Genomic DNA, 12,357 nt, shown 5'->3' with positions numbered 1-12,357 from the left:
CTTCAGCAAGACCGGGCCGTCCTCCAGGGCAGCCCGGTTTTCTTTGGCCTGCACTCAGATTTGCTTACTTCTTCCCTTCCTCCAGCACATAGCCCGCAGGCACCACGAAGTCGGTGTCTGGCAGTGGATCGATCTTGGCCTCCTCCAGAGTCGTCGTGGCGGTGGCACCGCCGAGATCGATGTGGTTCTTCACCACCATGCCATTGATATCGGTCAGCACATTCGCGCCCCCCAGGGCGCTCATGGTGGCCAGGTCCGCCTTGATCGCCTCATAGTTGGGATAGTTCTTCGCGACCCAGAGCTTGCTCTTGATCCCGCCGCCAAAATCCCATTCGTGAATATCACAGTCGTATGCCCCCACCTTCTCCGTCTTGCCCGTACTAAGAGGCCGGTGCAACTTGGCGGACGCCAGGTTTCTGGCAATCTCCACAGCCATGGGCCCAGTCTTGTAGTTGGACTTGGTCATCTTCTTGGTCAGATGATTGAGCACGATCATCTCCCCGGTCGCCGTGTCCACCATGTTGGTCTGGTCACTGCCGAAGTCGATCCGGATCTTGCCGCCCTTCACCTTCATCACCAGGGGATTCTTTGCCCCTGGGGCGTTGGACTTTTGCACCAGAGTCAGATCCGCACGCCCCGTGGCAGGCACAAGCGTAAGAAGGAGGGCGGCGAGGAAGGAAAGCGGTTTCATGGGAGGGGTGGCAAGCAAGTCTGCATTGCCCGGCAGGTCAAGGACCATCCCGGAGCGCCCGGGCAGAATTGACAGCCCCCTGATCGAGCCTTAGGGACTTAAAGCCCGGCTCCTTCCGCGATTCCACCTCATTCATGACCCCTGACGACTGGCAGACCCTCTGGCTCACCCTCTGGACGGCGGCAGCGGCGGTGGCGCTCATCCTCCCCCCTGGGGCTGCACTGGCCTGGCTGCTGGCACGGAAGCGCTGGCCGGGGAAGACGCTCGTGGAGACCCTGGTGGCCCTGCCTCTGGTCGTGCCCCCTGTGGCCACCGGGCTGGTCCTGCTCAAGCTGCTCGGCCGACGCGGCCCCGTCGGCGGCTGGCTGTACAACACCTTTGGCTGGGAGATTGTCTTCACCTGGAAGGCCGTGGTGGTCGCCCTCGCCGTCATGTCCTTCCCCCTGCTCGTCCGCAGCCTCCGCACCGCCTTTGAAGGGGTGCCCGTGCGGCTGGAAGGCATCGCCCGCACCTTGGGGCGCGGCCCGTGGAATGTCTTCTGGACCGTTACCCTCCCGCTGGCCCGGCGCGGTCTGGCTGCGGGAGTCGTCCTGTCCTTCGCCCGGGCGCTGGGCGAGTTCGGTGCCACCATCATGGTGGCTGGCTACATCTCGGGCAAGACCTCCACGCTCTCCCTCTCGATCTACCAACTCGTGCAGACCGGCCAGGACGCCCACGCGATGAAGCTCCTGGGCATCTCCGTGGTGCTGGCCTTCGCCGCCCTTTGGATCAGTGAACTCCTCACCCGCCGGAAACAGCCCTCATGAGCCTGGTCCTGGCAAACCTGCGCCTTCCCCTGGCCGACTTCGCCCTTGAGGTGAATGTGGAGCTCGCTGCCCCAGTCACTGGCCTCTTCGGCCCTTCCGGCGCGGGCAAAACCTCCCTGCTTGAGGTCGTCGCGGGTCTGCGCCGCCCTTCCGCAGGTCGCGTTCAACTGCATGGTCGCGTCCTCGATGACGCCGCGACCCGTCGGCACCTGGCCCCAGAGAAGCGTCATGTGGGCTACGTCCCCCAGGATCTCGCCCTGTTCCCGCACCTCAATGCGCGGGCCAATCTGGAGTTCGGCCACGCTCCAGGCGGCCCCATTTCCAGCCTCAAGGTGGTGGAAATCCTCGAACTCGCCCCGCTCCTGGACCGTCGGGTGCATCACCTCAGCGGTGGGGAGAAACAACGCGTTGCCCTGGGCCGCGCCCTCCTCGCCTCCCCGGCCATCCTGCTCATGGATGAGCCTCTCTCCAGCCTCGATCAAAGGCTGCGTCAGCGCGTGCTCCCTTATCTCCAGGCCGTCCGCCGCGAGTTCTCCATCCCGATGATCTACGTCAGCCATGCCCGGGATGAGATCGAGATGTTGTGCGACGAAGTGCTCGAGATCGCCGGGGGCCAGTGCACGAGGCGATCGTAGGAAACATTTTCCGCCCGCCGGGCGTTGATAGCAGCCACCATGCGCATGCGCCTTCCCGTCCTCCTCTCCGTCCTGCTCCTCGCCTCGCAGGCCTCTGCCATTGATGACTACAAGATCGGCGACCTGGCGCTGGAGAAGCCGGGCGTGCCCAAAGGCACCCTGACTCAGATGCCCACGTGGAACTCCAAGGTGTACGCTGGCACCACACGGGACTGGTGGGTCTATGCACCCGCCCAGTACACCCCGGAGAAGCCCGCCGCGCTCATGGTCTTTCAGGACGGGCACGACTATGTGAACGCCAAGGGCAACTGGCGCGTGCCCACCGTCTTCGACAACCTCATCGCCTCTGGTGCCATGCCGCCCACCATCGGGATTTTCATCAACCCTGGCCATCTGGGCCCTGAGAAGCCCCAGAGCGCGTGGAAGTCCAACAACCGTGGCAAGGAATACAACACCCTGGGCAACACGTATTCAAAGTTCCTGCTCGATGAAATCATCCCCGAAGTGCAGAAGCAGTACAAGCTGGTGGATGATCCAGAGCAGTGGGCCATCGGCGGGGCCAGTAGCGGGGCCATCTGCGCCTTCACCGTCGCGTGGGAACGGCCGGACAAGTTCCGCAAGGTCTTCTCCACCATTGGCAGCTATGTGGACCTGGCCGGTGGCCATGCCTACCCGTACCTGATCCGCGTCACCGAGCGCAAACCCCTGCGCATCTTCCTCCAGGACGGGGCCAATGATCTGGACAATCCCTATGGCAACTGGCCCCTGGCCAACCAGATGATGTTGGCCTCCCTCACCTTCATGAAGTACGACGTGAAGTTCGAGTACGGCGACGGGCAGCACAACAGCAAGCACGGCGGCTCCATCTTCCCGGAGGCCATGCAGTGGCTCTGGCGCAAGCAATAGCCGTTTTGCCCCCCCTTCCCTGCTCACGTCCTCATTTTACCAAGGCTTTATGAAACAATTTCTCGTCGCCGCCCTGCTGCTTGCCCCATTCGCTGGACTCGCCGCCCAGGACACCTCCCTTCATGACAATCTCCTGCCCGGCGAAGGCTGGCAGGAGGCCGTCACGGGCTATGCCTTCACAGATGGCCTGGCCTCCGATACCGCGGGCAATCTCCTCTTCACGGATGTGAAGGCCGGCAAGGGCATCTATCAGCTGGGCCAGGATGGCAAAGTCAGCCTCCTTATCGACAACCAGCCTGGCATCAGCGGCCTGGCCACGGGCCCGGAAGGCCGCCTCTACGCCTGCCAGAACAAGGCTGGCAAGGTCGTGGTCTTTGAGAAGGACGGCACCGTGAAGGAGCTGGTCAAGGACGTGAAGCCCAATGATCTTATCGTCACTGCCAGAGGGTACGTTTACTTCACAGAAACTCCGACGAAGCGCATTCACTGCATCACACCCGACGGCAAAGCCTTCGTGGCGGATGAAGGCCACGTGCTCCGGCCCAACGGCATCACCCTCTCCGCCGATCAGAACACGCTGGCCGTGTCTGAGCATGGTGGCAGCAAGGTCTGGGCCTGGCAGATTCAGCCTGATGGCACGCTCAAGGGCGGGGCTCCCTACATGACGATGCTCGTCTCGCCCAACAATGCCAAGGGTGAGGCCCTGGGTGACGGGGCCACCACCGACGAAAAAGGCCGCTACTATGTCACCACCGAGCTCGGCATCCAGGTCTTCGATGCCATGGGCCGTCTCTCCGGCACCATCGCTCCGCCCTACGCGGGGGCCAAGATCGTCAGCGTGGAGTTCGCCGGCCCCGGCCGGGACTGGCTCTTCGTCTGTGCCGGGGACAAAATCTACAAACGCAAGACCAACACCCGCGCCGCATGGATCACCGCCCCCGTCGGCAGCAAGCCCTAGCAGGGACCTCACCGGGGGCATTGTTTCATCGACTTTCAGCAGCAGCCCTGACAATCCGCACTTGCGTTTTGTCCTTGCTTGCGTTGTTCTTGGAGCATGACGTCATTCTGGCAGCGATTTCCGCCGCCGCTCCGCATCAGCATCCCACTGCTGATGCTGGTCTTCAGTCTCGGGTTTGTTACGCTCAACACGTGGTTGCTTCTCCGGAGTGATCTGCGCCTTGCGGAGGACCGGGTCATCGATCAAGCGGAGCGGACCGCAGCGCGTCTGGCGGAGATGGTCTCCTCCCGGCAGGGCACCAGTGAGGCCGACCTCAAGCGGGAGCTGGCCTTCCTGGGGCGGGATCCCCGCGTGCACTGGGCCGTCATCTGCAATCAAGACCAAACCATCGTCTTCACCACCCAGACCCAGGAAGGCTGGCTGGGTCAACCCGCCGCCTCTAGCCTGCCTCCACAGGCGATGGCGTTGGCCCTCCGCGCGGCCCGGGACCGCGCCCCCGCCTTCAGCACCGATCACAAACAGGCCGCCTACGCCGTGCGCCCGCTGCCCAGTGAGTCGGATGACCCCCTCCAGTGGCTCGTGATCGTGGAGCATGATCTCACCAAAGCAGTGGCCATTGCCTACCGCAGCGCCCGCAGCCAGGGCCTTGTCTCCGCCGGTGTGCATGCCGCGGCCTGCCTGCTCCTGTGGCTGGGGCTGCACCAGTTCTTCACCCGGCGCACCCGCCAGTTGCTCGAAAATGCGCGCATCACTGAGGCCGGCACCGCCCTGCCCGAGCCCCTCTCAGGCGGCGATGAGTTCGCCGAGCTGAGCCGCGCCTTGCGCGAGAACCAGGACCGCTTTCACCAGCTTGCCGACAACGTCGGGGACCTTTTCTTCATCTTCACCCGGGACCGGAAAGTCATCTACGTGAACCCCGCCTATGAGACCATGTGGGGCCGCAGCATCCACCGGCTCATGGAGGACCCGGAAAGCTGGAGGGACTACGTGCTTGAGGAGTATGTAGAGATGCTGGACCACTCCATGGACCCGCTCATGCATGGGGCCACCATGACCCAGTGCGAGTACCGCATCCGCCATCCCGACGGCTCCATCCGCTGGATTGAGGGCCGCCTCTTCCCCGTCAAGAACGCCGCGGGCGAGGTGCACCGCGTGGCTGCGCTGTGCCGGGATGTCACCGACCGCAAGGCCTCAGAGCAACAAATGCTCAATGTGAGCGAGCGCGAGCGGCGCAACATCGGCCACGATCTGCATGATGATCTCTGCCAGCGGCTGGCCGCCATCAAGCTCAAGTGTGAGCTCTTCACCGACCGCCTCCGCCGCCAGTTGCCCCCCAATCTGGCCCAGGCGTCAGAAATCAGCAGCCAGATCGCAGAGGCCACCTCCGTGTGCCGGAATATCGCCCGCGGCCTGGCCCCGGTGGACCTGGAGGGCGACGGCCTCATGGGTGCCCTCGCCAAGCTCACGAAGAATGTCGAGTCCATGTATGAAATCCCGTGCTTCTTTTATTGTCCGCATTCTGTGATGGTGGACAACCCCAACGCTGCGGTAAACTTATACCGCATATCCCAGGAACTTGTTAACAACGCCGCCCGCCATGGCAATGCCACCCGAATCGACATCCGCCTCGAAATGAACACCGAATCCGTGAAAATCGAGGTTTTGAATGACGGAGTGGAATTTCGCGACACTCCGGAGAATAGAACGGGCATGGGTTTAAAAATTATCCATTATCGCGTCAATGCGATCGGGGCAAACGTACGCATTTCTCCGCGCAAAGACGGAATCCGGGGCACCGCCGCTGTGGTCATCGCCTCCCATTCCACCTGCAATCCCAACTAATGACCGCCATGAGCAAGCCATACACCGACCCTGACGATCCCCACTCCGACAAGAAAAAGATCGCCTTTGTGGACGATCACACCATGCTGCGAGACGGGCTGCAGAAGCTGGTGGAGAGCCAGCCAGACCTCTGCTGCTACTGGACAGCAAGCAATACGCAGGACGCACTACAGCAGCTGGAGCAGGGCAAGCCGGACATGCTGGCGGTGGACATCTCCCTGCCCGGACGCAACGGCCTGGAGCTTATCAAGGACGCCCTCGCCCTCCATCCCGACCTGCCCATCCTCGTCATCTCCATGCATGATGAGAGCTTCTACGCCCAGCGGGTGCTGAAGGCGGGAGCCCGTGGCTATGTCATGAAGGACGCAGAGAGCACCACCCTCCTCCAGGCCATCCGCAATGTCCTGGAAGGCGGCCGCTACGTCAGCCCGGCCATGAGCGCCCAGATCATGGAAGCCTTCTCCGGTCGCGGTGCCGCCCGCCCCGTGGATGGCGTACAGCGCCTGAGCGATCGCGAGTTCGAGGTCTTCCAGCTCATCAGTGAGGGCAAAAGCACCCAGCAGATTGGCGATGCCCTGAACATCAGCGTCAAGACAGTGGAAGTGCACCGCGCCCACATCCGCGAAAAGCTCAAGCTGGAAGACGGTGCCTCCGTCCTCCGCTATGCCGTGCGCTGGGCTGAGCGTCAAAAACTCGGCACTGATTAGCAACCCCGTGGCTCTGTCTGGATAGTTGGCTGGACAGAGCCGCTTTTTACTTGATCCACGCCCAGCTGCTTCAAATCCCCCCGATCATCTCTGTCGCTCCTGCGTGTGACGTTTCACCCAGTTCGTGGCATCCTCCAGCACCTCCTGACGCTGGGCGTCATGCAGGAGCAGGTGGTAGGACTGGCGGTACCAGCGGATCGTTTTGTCCGCACTGCCGATCTGGTCGTAGAAGATCTGGATCTGCTCTTCACTGGCGATCACGTCGTTCGGACTCGCCAGCACCAGCACCGGCACTTGCAGTTGAGTGGCTGCCTGGGGAGCAGTCCGCATCATGCCATCCACCTCTCCCAGCAGCCGGAGGGTGAAGTGGGACACGTAGTGGGAGGTGATGGCCATCTGGGCCCCATGGGTGGTGTCATGCGTCACCCGGATCTGCCGGTCATCCACCCCGCCCAGCCGTTCCAGGTTCACCTTGATCCAAGGGGTCATGGCAATGGCGGAGTACAGCAGGGTGGCCCGCGCCCCTTTGGGCCGCAGGCGCAGTCCCGCCGCGGGTGAGGATAGCACCAGTCCCGCAGGGAGCTCTGCGGGGTCACGCATCTGGTCCGTCACCGTGTGCAGAGCGATCAGCGTGCCCAGACTTTCCGCATACCAGATGATGGGCACCCCGGGATGCCGCTCCCGCACCAGACGGTGAAAAGTGAGCAGATCCTTCTGCCAGACCTCGGCGGAGGAGATGTCTCCCCGGCGGCGACGGTCCGGGTCGTTCCCCTGTCCCCGCATTTCCATCCCGTACACGGCCATGCCCAGCTCCGGCCAGGCATCCCGCAGCATCCAGAAATCCAGCGCGGCCCCGCTCAGCCCGTGCACGGTGATGACCACCGCCTTGGGCTTGCCGCCCTTGACCGGCTTGCCATCCCGCCAGGGCATGACCTTCCCGTCGTAGCTCCGCCAGGTCTGGGCTCCCAGTTCAGGCTTCATCTGACGGGCCGCCCCGGGGCTCCCGCAACTGGCCAGCAGCAGGCAGAACATGCCGCACCAGAAGGAGCAAAACGCCTGCAGTTTGGATTCATGGGCACTGGCAGCTGGCAGGTCAGCCACGGCGGAGGCCGTGCTCCAGGGCGGACCGGATGAAGGTCTTTTGCGCTTCGATACGGTCATGCAGGGAAAACTCCGAGGGGGATTCGAAGGTAAGTGTGAGCGGTGTACCCATCAAATGCAACACAATGGCTTCGGGATGGCCAGGCATTTCCGGCAACATCCGACGCACGATCAGGCCGCCCTTGGCAGCACGCCCATCGATCCGCTTTCGCTGATCGATGGGCAGGACGAGTGAGCAGTCGTTCAAGATCGCATGCCCCACCACCGGGCCGCGCGGGTTCAGTTCATACAGGTAGCAGCCCTGCCCGTCATAGTCCTCATGCAGACAGAGAGCCAGCGAAAACTCGCGCCCCTCCACGAGTTGCCGCCAGACAGTGATCAGGGGGTGCTCCGGCACATTGAAGCTCCGGTTCAGATCCGCCCCGTCCTGGTCGGCCCGGGTATTGAGGATCAGACCATGCGGATTCAGCACCGGAAAGATGAGAAACCGGCCCTCCCTGAGCAGGGCTACATTCTCCCTCGCCCAGTCCAGCAGCCCCCAGGGGGCAGCGGCCTCATCGCCATGAATGCCAGCCGAGAGGTAGATGGTCGGACGCCGATCATTGGCCGCATCCTTGGTTCGGAGGACATACACGGGCAACTGCCCCCCGACCCGGGCGAACGCCTGCATCTTCAAACCCGCCTCCTTCGCCAGCACCCGCCACTCCCTCACCAGAGCCCGGTAGTCATGGGCTCGGTGGTTGGCCAGAGGGTGGACGGGCATCGTGGGGGTCGTGGCAGTTTTCAAGGCTGCATTTCACTACGTCTGCGGAGGGCCGCCGACCTGCAAAACGCGCCTCTCAGAGCCGATCCATCAGTTTGCCATGGATGCCCTCAAACCCGCCATTGCTGAAGACGATCACCACATCGCCCTCCTTGGCCAGAGGCTTCAGGCGCTCAATGATGGCGTCCACATTCCGCTCGTGGTAGCTCGGTCGCCCGGAGGCGCTGACGGCCGCGGCCACGGCATCCACGTCCAGGAGCTGCCCGGCGGGCACTTTTTCCGGCATGTTCACCGCCGCGATGATGCTCCCATCCGCCTCCTTGAGCGCGTCTATCAGCTCACCCTGCAAGGTGTTGCGGCGGCTGGTGTTGGACCGCGGCTCAAACAACGCCCAAAGGCGGCTGTGGGGATACTTCTGACGCAAGCCCCGCAGCGTCTCCCGGATGGCGGTGGGATGGTGGCCAAAGTCGTCAATGATCGTGATGCCATGCACCTGACCGCGCTCCGTCTGGCGGCGTTTCACCCCGCGGAACTCCAGCAGGGCCGCGCGGATCTCATGGTCAGTTAGACCGGCAAAACGGGCCACACAGATGGCCATCGCGGCGTTGCGGGCGTTGAATTCCCCCACCATCGGCAGGCGGAAGGCCACGCCATTGAGCTCAAAGTCCGTGTGCTCCGGTGCCGCAGAGGTCACGCGCAGGCGCACTTCGCAATCCTCCCCGGTGCCCACTGTCACGGCCGGGGCCGGGCAGGCCTCCAGCAGTTTGCGACAGTTCCCCTCATCCCCGTTCAGAAACACCTTGCCGTTGCGCGGCACCACCCGCAGAAGCCGGCTGAAGGTCAGCAAAATGTCATCCAGCGTGTTAAAAATGTCCGCGTGATCGAACTCGATGTTGTTCACGATCACCGCTTCCGGCAGGTAATGCAGAAACTTGGACCGCTTGTCGAAGAAGGCGGTGTCGTACTCATCCCCTTCAATGACAAAATATTCTGATTCCGTGTATCGGGCCCCCACGTCGAAATTGTCCGGCACCCCACCAATGAGATAACCGGGATTCCTTCCCGCGTGCTCCAGCAACCACGTGAGGATGGAGGTCGTCGTGGTTTTTCCGTGGGTGCCAGACACGACAAAGTTCCTCTTCCCCTGCATGACCTCCCATTTCAGCAGCTCCGGGAGGGAGGTATAGGGCAGCTTGCACTCCAGGAGGGCCTCCACCTCGGGATTGCCGCGGGAGACCGCATTTCCCACCACATACATGTCCGCCTCATCAGGCAGATTTTCCGCCTTGTACCCACTGGCGATCTCAATGCCATGGCTCTCCAGCATCGTTGACATGGGCGGATACACCGCATTGTCAGAACCCGTGATCTTGTGTCCCAGCTGGCGGAAAGCGGCCGCGGCTGATCCCATGGCGGTACCGCAAATACCGATGAAGTGAAAGTGCTTGGTCTGACTCATGAATCGATGACTGGGGAAATCCGGAAAATGCGCAAAGCTGAGCCGCGCTTCTTAGAGTGGAGCAGGCGTCCGTGCAAGCGAGTGTTTGCCTGCCTGCATCTTCCTCTGGTGATGACATCGTTCACACGAAGTAAACCCACGCTTGCATCCCCAGTGGGAAACCGGGATAAAGGCCCCAACCATGGAAAAAAACTCCGTCCCTTCGCCCCCCTCGCCAGCTCTGGAGCTTGTCCAGAAGCTGTACGCCGCGTTTGAGCACCGTGATGTCGCCACGGTGGCCAGTCTCCTGGGCTCGCACGCCATCATCACCCAGTGCGCCCAACTCCCCTGGGGTGGCACCTTTGAGGGACTGGAGGGTTTCAGCCGCTTCTTTGGCATTCTCCTCCAGCACATCGACTCCCAGGTGACCGTAGAGCGCTACATCGACGCCGGGGAGTGCATCGTCGCCATCGGCACCACCCGCGGCACCGTGAACGCCAACGGTGCCAGCTTCGAGGTCCCCGTCGTGCACGTCTGGCAGGTGGAGGAGGGCAAGATCACCAAGTTCTCGCCCTACATCGACGTTCCTCTCATGAACGCCGCCCTCAACCAGCCCACTGGAACCTAATTTATCATTCCTAATTTGTAATTCAGAATTGGCTAGAATCCCGGAGCACTCACCGTGGAGCTCTCGATCTCAAACCGCTTCCGCCGGAGCATGCCATCCGCTATTTCCAAAACCATCTCCTCCAGCAGCAGGCGGAGGTGGCTGCCAGCGCGGTAGTCGCTGGGCGCGATGTACTTCACCCGGTCGGCATGGGCCGTGAGCTGGTAACACTTGCGGAAGCTGCTGCGGGTGGTGTCCGCCGGGTTGTACACCGCCACCGCGTTGCCGCCATACTTGCGCATGAGGGTGAAGCACGGCACATCTGTGGGGCCGTCACCAATGTAGATCATGTGCTGGAACGGTATGGGGCGCATGTCCGACGGCATATGGTCGTTCACATCATCGCCCGGTTCCAGCATGCCTTTATTGATGCGGAAGAGGTACTGCGTCTTCGTGGTGTGACCGATGACCCGCTTGGGGAAGTTGATGCGGCCCTCGCGGTCTTCAGAGAATTCACACCCAAACACGGCATTCACATGCGGTCGCAGCGCGCTGCCTTCGATCAACTCCTTGAGACCTGAGGAGATGATGTAGTGCTCCAGCTTGATGCCCATGGTCTTGTGTTCCGGGCGCAGCACGCCGTTCATCTCCTGGAACATGTCCGGCAGCCCGGGGTAGAAATGCAGCTTGGACCCCAGAGCACGCAGTTCCGCATTGGAAGGCCTGACGGGAGTCAGGCAGTCCAGCATGACTTTAAGGTAGGCCAGCTCATTGTCGAAGCCATCCTCCCTCACCAGGGCATGGGCCTTCTTCCAGAACTGCTCCACATGGATGCCGAAGTGCGGGAACACGACCTCATCCGTCATGTAGTACGGGCTGAGGGTCTGATCATAGTCGTAAACAAGGCCAATAGTGGTCTGTGCGGCTGCCATGAGGAAGGAGTGAGGGGGAGGAAAACGGAACGCGGGTCAAAGGAGTCAAACGAGCGAAGCCACAGCCTCGCGGAACTGCGAGTGCTTGAAGACGTAGCCACTGTCAAGCGCCGCCTGGGGCACCGCCCGCTGGCTCTCCAGCACCACAGAGGCCAGCTCCCCCATGAGCAGTTTCATGCCGAAGGCAGGGGTGGGGATGAACGTGGTCTTCCCGAGCACGCTGGCGATCTGCTGCGTCATCTCTGCATTGGTCACGGGATTCGGGGCGGAGAGATTGAAAGGCCCTTCGCACTCCGGGTGCTCCAGCAGGTGCAGGATGAGGCCCACCTCGTCGTCCAGATGGATCCAGGGCACCCATTGCTTTCCATCCCCCAGGCGGCTGCCCAGACGCAGGCTGAAGATCTTTTTTAGCATGGGCCAGGCTGCCCCGCCCTGCCCCAGCACCATGCCGGTGCGTAGCAGAGCCACCCGGGCTCCGGGGATCTGGTTCGCTTCTCTGGCTGCCTTCTCCCAGTCCCGGCAGACCTCTGCCAGAAAGCCTGCCCCCATGGGCGACTCCTCTGTGAGCACCTCGTCTCCGCGGTTCCCATAGGCTCCGGTTCCGGAGGCGCAGAGGAGCACCTTGGGACCGTCAGGGCAGGACTTCATGGCCTCTACCACAGCTTTTGTCACCGGGATGCGGCTCTCGCGAATCCGCTGTTTTTTAGAGTCGGTCCAGTAGCCCATCACGCTCTCCCCAGCCAGATGGACCACAGCATCCAGACCGCTGAGGTTCAGAACCGGCTTCTCGGCCATGTCCAGCACCCTGCGCTCCACCGCCCAGTCAGGCGGGGCCTGAGGCTTGCGCGAATAGACCACCACCTGATGACCACGCTGCCGGGCTTCACGCCCTACAGCGGTGCCGATGAATCCCAACCCACCCGTGATGCCAATTCTCATAACGGGAACTCAAGACCCAGACCAGGAACTTG

Annotated in this window: 13 protein-coding genes; 7 read left to right on the top strand and 6 right to left on the bottom strand. The window is 62.3% G+C overall.

Annotated elements, in window-relative coordinates:
• Window positions 1-64 precede the first annotated feature (64 nt).
• Window positions 65-691 (bottom strand): DUF4412 domain-containing protein, encoded by a 627-nt coding sequence (locus tag VSP_RS08255; protein ID WP_157210794.1) that lies wholly within the window; start codon window positions 689-691, stop codon window positions 65-67.
• Between the two features lie 134 nt (window positions 692-825).
• Here VSP_RS08255 and modB point away from each other — a divergent pair, with 134 nt between their 5' ends.
• From modB to VSP_RS34550, 6 genes are all read left to right on the top strand, one after another.
• A complete protein-coding gene (gene modB, locus VSP_RS08250; protein ID WP_009959957.1) occupies window positions 826-1,497 on the top strand; it encodes a molybdate ABC transporter permease subunit in 672 nt (223 codons plus the stop codon).
• Window positions 1,494-2,132: an ATP-binding cassette domain-containing protein gene (locus VSP_RS34555; protein ID WP_009959956.1), complete on the top strand. Its 639-nt coding sequence runs from the start codon at window positions 1,494-1,496 to the stop codon at window positions 2,130-2,132. The genes modB and VSP_RS34555 overlap by 4 nt, the downstream gene beginning before the upstream one ends.
• A 39-nt stretch (window positions 2,133-2,171) precedes the next feature.
• Window positions 2,172-3,038, top strand: a complete 867-nt coding sequence (locus VSP_RS08240) for an alpha/beta hydrolase (protein WP_029190282.1) — start codon at window positions 2,172-2,174, stop codon at window positions 3,036-3,038.
• A 49-nt stretch (window positions 3,039-3,087) separates the two neighbouring features.
• Window positions 3,088-3,996 (top strand): SMP-30/gluconolactonase/LRE family protein, encoded by a 909-nt coding sequence (locus VSP_RS08235; protein ID WP_029190281.1) that lies wholly within the window; start codon window positions 3,088-3,090, stop codon window positions 3,994-3,996.
• 96 nt (window positions 3,997-4,092) lie between these two features.
• A complete protein-coding gene (locus VSP_RS08230; protein WP_009959955.1) occupies window positions 4,093-5,838 on the top strand; it encodes a PAS domain-containing sensor histidine kinase in 1,746 nt (581 codons plus the stop codon).
• 8 nt (window positions 5,839-5,846) lie between these two features.
• A complete protein-coding gene (locus VSP_RS34550) occupies window positions 5,847-6,545 on the top strand; it encodes a response regulator (protein WP_044134145.1) in 699 nt (232 codons plus the stop codon).
• 84 nt (window positions 6,546-6,629) lie between these two features.
• Here the strand turns inward: VSP_RS34550 and VSP_RS08220 are convergent, their stop codons facing one another.
• The 3 genes from VSP_RS08220 to mpl all read right to left on the bottom strand — a co-directional run bounded on the left by VSP_RS08220 (window position 6,630) and on the right by mpl (window position 9,868).
• Window positions 6,630-7,706 carry a serine aminopeptidase domain-containing protein gene (locus tag VSP_RS08220; RefSeq protein WP_081452457.1) on the bottom strand — a complete coding sequence of 359 codons (1,077 nt, stop codon included), beginning with the start codon at window positions 7,704-7,706 and terminating at the stop codon, window positions 6,630-6,632.
• Complete coding sequence (locus VSP_RS34545; RefSeq protein ID WP_009959950.1) at window positions 7,639-8,409, bottom strand: M14 family metallopeptidase; 771 nt, start codon at window positions 8,407-8,409, stop codon at window positions 7,639-7,641. The genes VSP_RS08220 and VSP_RS34545 overlap by 68 nt, the downstream gene beginning before the upstream one ends.
• Before the next feature lie 76 nt (window positions 8,410-8,485).
• On the bottom strand, window positions 8,486-9,868 hold the full coding sequence (gene mpl / locus VSP_RS08210) for a UDP-N-acetylmuramate:L-alanyl-gamma-D-glutamyl-meso-diaminopimelate ligase (protein ID WP_009959948.1): 1,383 nt from the start codon (window positions 9,866-9,868) through the stop codon (window positions 8,486-8,488).
• Window positions 9,869-10,049: 181 nt separating this feature from the next.
• Here mpl and VSP_RS39115 point away from each other — a divergent pair, with 181 nt between their 5' ends.
• The gene (locus VSP_RS39115) at window positions 10,050-10,475 is read left to right on the top strand and encodes a nuclear transport factor 2 family protein (protein WP_053332321.1); all 426 of its coding nucleotides are present in this window, start codon (window positions 10,050-10,052) and stop codon (window positions 10,473-10,475) included.
• 32 nt (window positions 10,476-10,507) lie between these two features.
• Here the strand turns inward: VSP_RS39115 and VSP_RS08200 are convergent, their stop codons facing one another.
• Window positions 10,508-11,386 (bottom strand): HAD family hydrolase, encoded by an 879-nt coding sequence (locus tag VSP_RS08200; protein ID WP_009959946.1) that lies wholly within the window; start codon window positions 11,384-11,386, stop codon window positions 10,508-10,510.
• Between the two features lie 45 nt (window positions 11,387-11,431).
• The gene (locus VSP_RS08195; RefSeq protein ID WP_009959945.1) at window positions 11,432-12,325 is read right to left on the bottom strand and encodes a TIGR01777 family oxidoreductase; all 894 of its coding nucleotides are present in this window, start codon (window positions 12,323-12,325) and stop codon (window positions 11,432-11,434) included.
• Window positions 12,326-12,357 lie beyond the last annotated feature (32 nt).

This window comes from Verrucomicrobium spinosum DSM 4136 = JCM 18804, from assembly GCF_000172155.1.
Taxonomy (GTDB): Bacteria; Verrucomicrobiota; Verrucomicrobiia; order Verrucomicrobiales; family Verrucomicrobiaceae; genus Verrucomicrobium; species Verrucomicrobium spinosum.
This window is presented reverse-complemented; position numbering and strand designations above follow the sequence as displayed.

Bases quoted from the DNA above. Each gene is read 5' to 3' on its own strand.
- VSP_RS08255 (WP_157210794.1), bottom strand. From the start codon at position 691: ATGAAACCGCTTTCCTTCCTCGCCGCCCTCCTTCTTACGCTTGTGCCT.
- modB (WP_009959957.1), top strand. From the start codon at position 826: ATGACCCCTGACGACTGGCAGACCCTCTGGCTCACCCTCTGGACGGCG.
- VSP_RS34555 (WP_009959956.1), top strand. From the start codon at position 1,494: ATGAGCCTGGTCCTGGCAAACCTGCGCCTTCCCCTGGCCGACTTCGCC.
- VSP_RS08240 (WP_029190282.1), top strand. From the start codon at position 2,172: ATGCGCATGCGCCTTCCCGTCCTCCTCTCCGTCCTGCTCCTCGCCTCG.
- VSP_RS08235 (WP_029190281.1), top strand. From the start codon at position 3,088: ATGAAACAATTTCTCGTCGCCGCCCTGCTGCTTGCCCCATTCGCTGGA.
- VSP_RS08230 (WP_009959955.1), top strand. From the start codon at position 4,093: ATGACGTCATTCTGGCAGCGATTTCCGCCGCCGCTCCGCATCAGCATC.
- VSP_RS34550 (WP_044134145.1), top strand. From the start codon at position 5,847: ATGAGCAAGCCATACACCGACCCTGACGATCCCCACTCCGACAAGAAA.
- VSP_RS08220 (WP_081452457.1), bottom strand. From the start codon at position 7,706: ATGACCGTATCGAAGCGCAAAAGACCTTCATCCGGTCCGCCCTGGAGC.
- VSP_RS34545 (WP_009959950.1), bottom strand. From the start codon at position 8,409: ATGCCCGTCCACCCTCTGGCCAACCACCGAGCCCATGACTACCGGGCT.
- mpl (WP_009959948.1), bottom strand. From the start codon at position 9,868: ATGAGTCAGACCAAGCACTTTCACTTCATCGGTATTTGCGGTACCGCC.
- VSP_RS39115 (WP_053332321.1), top strand. From the start codon at position 10,050: ATGGAAAAAAACTCCGTCCCTTCGCCCCCCTCGCCAGCTCTGGAGCTT.
- VSP_RS08200 (WP_009959946.1), bottom strand. From the start codon at position 11,386: ATGGCAGCCGCACAGACCACTATTGGCCTTGTTTACGACTATGATCAG.
- VSP_RS08195 (WP_009959945.1), bottom strand. From the start codon at position 12,325: ATGAGAATTGGCATCACGGGTGGGTTGGGATTCATCGGCACCGCTGTA.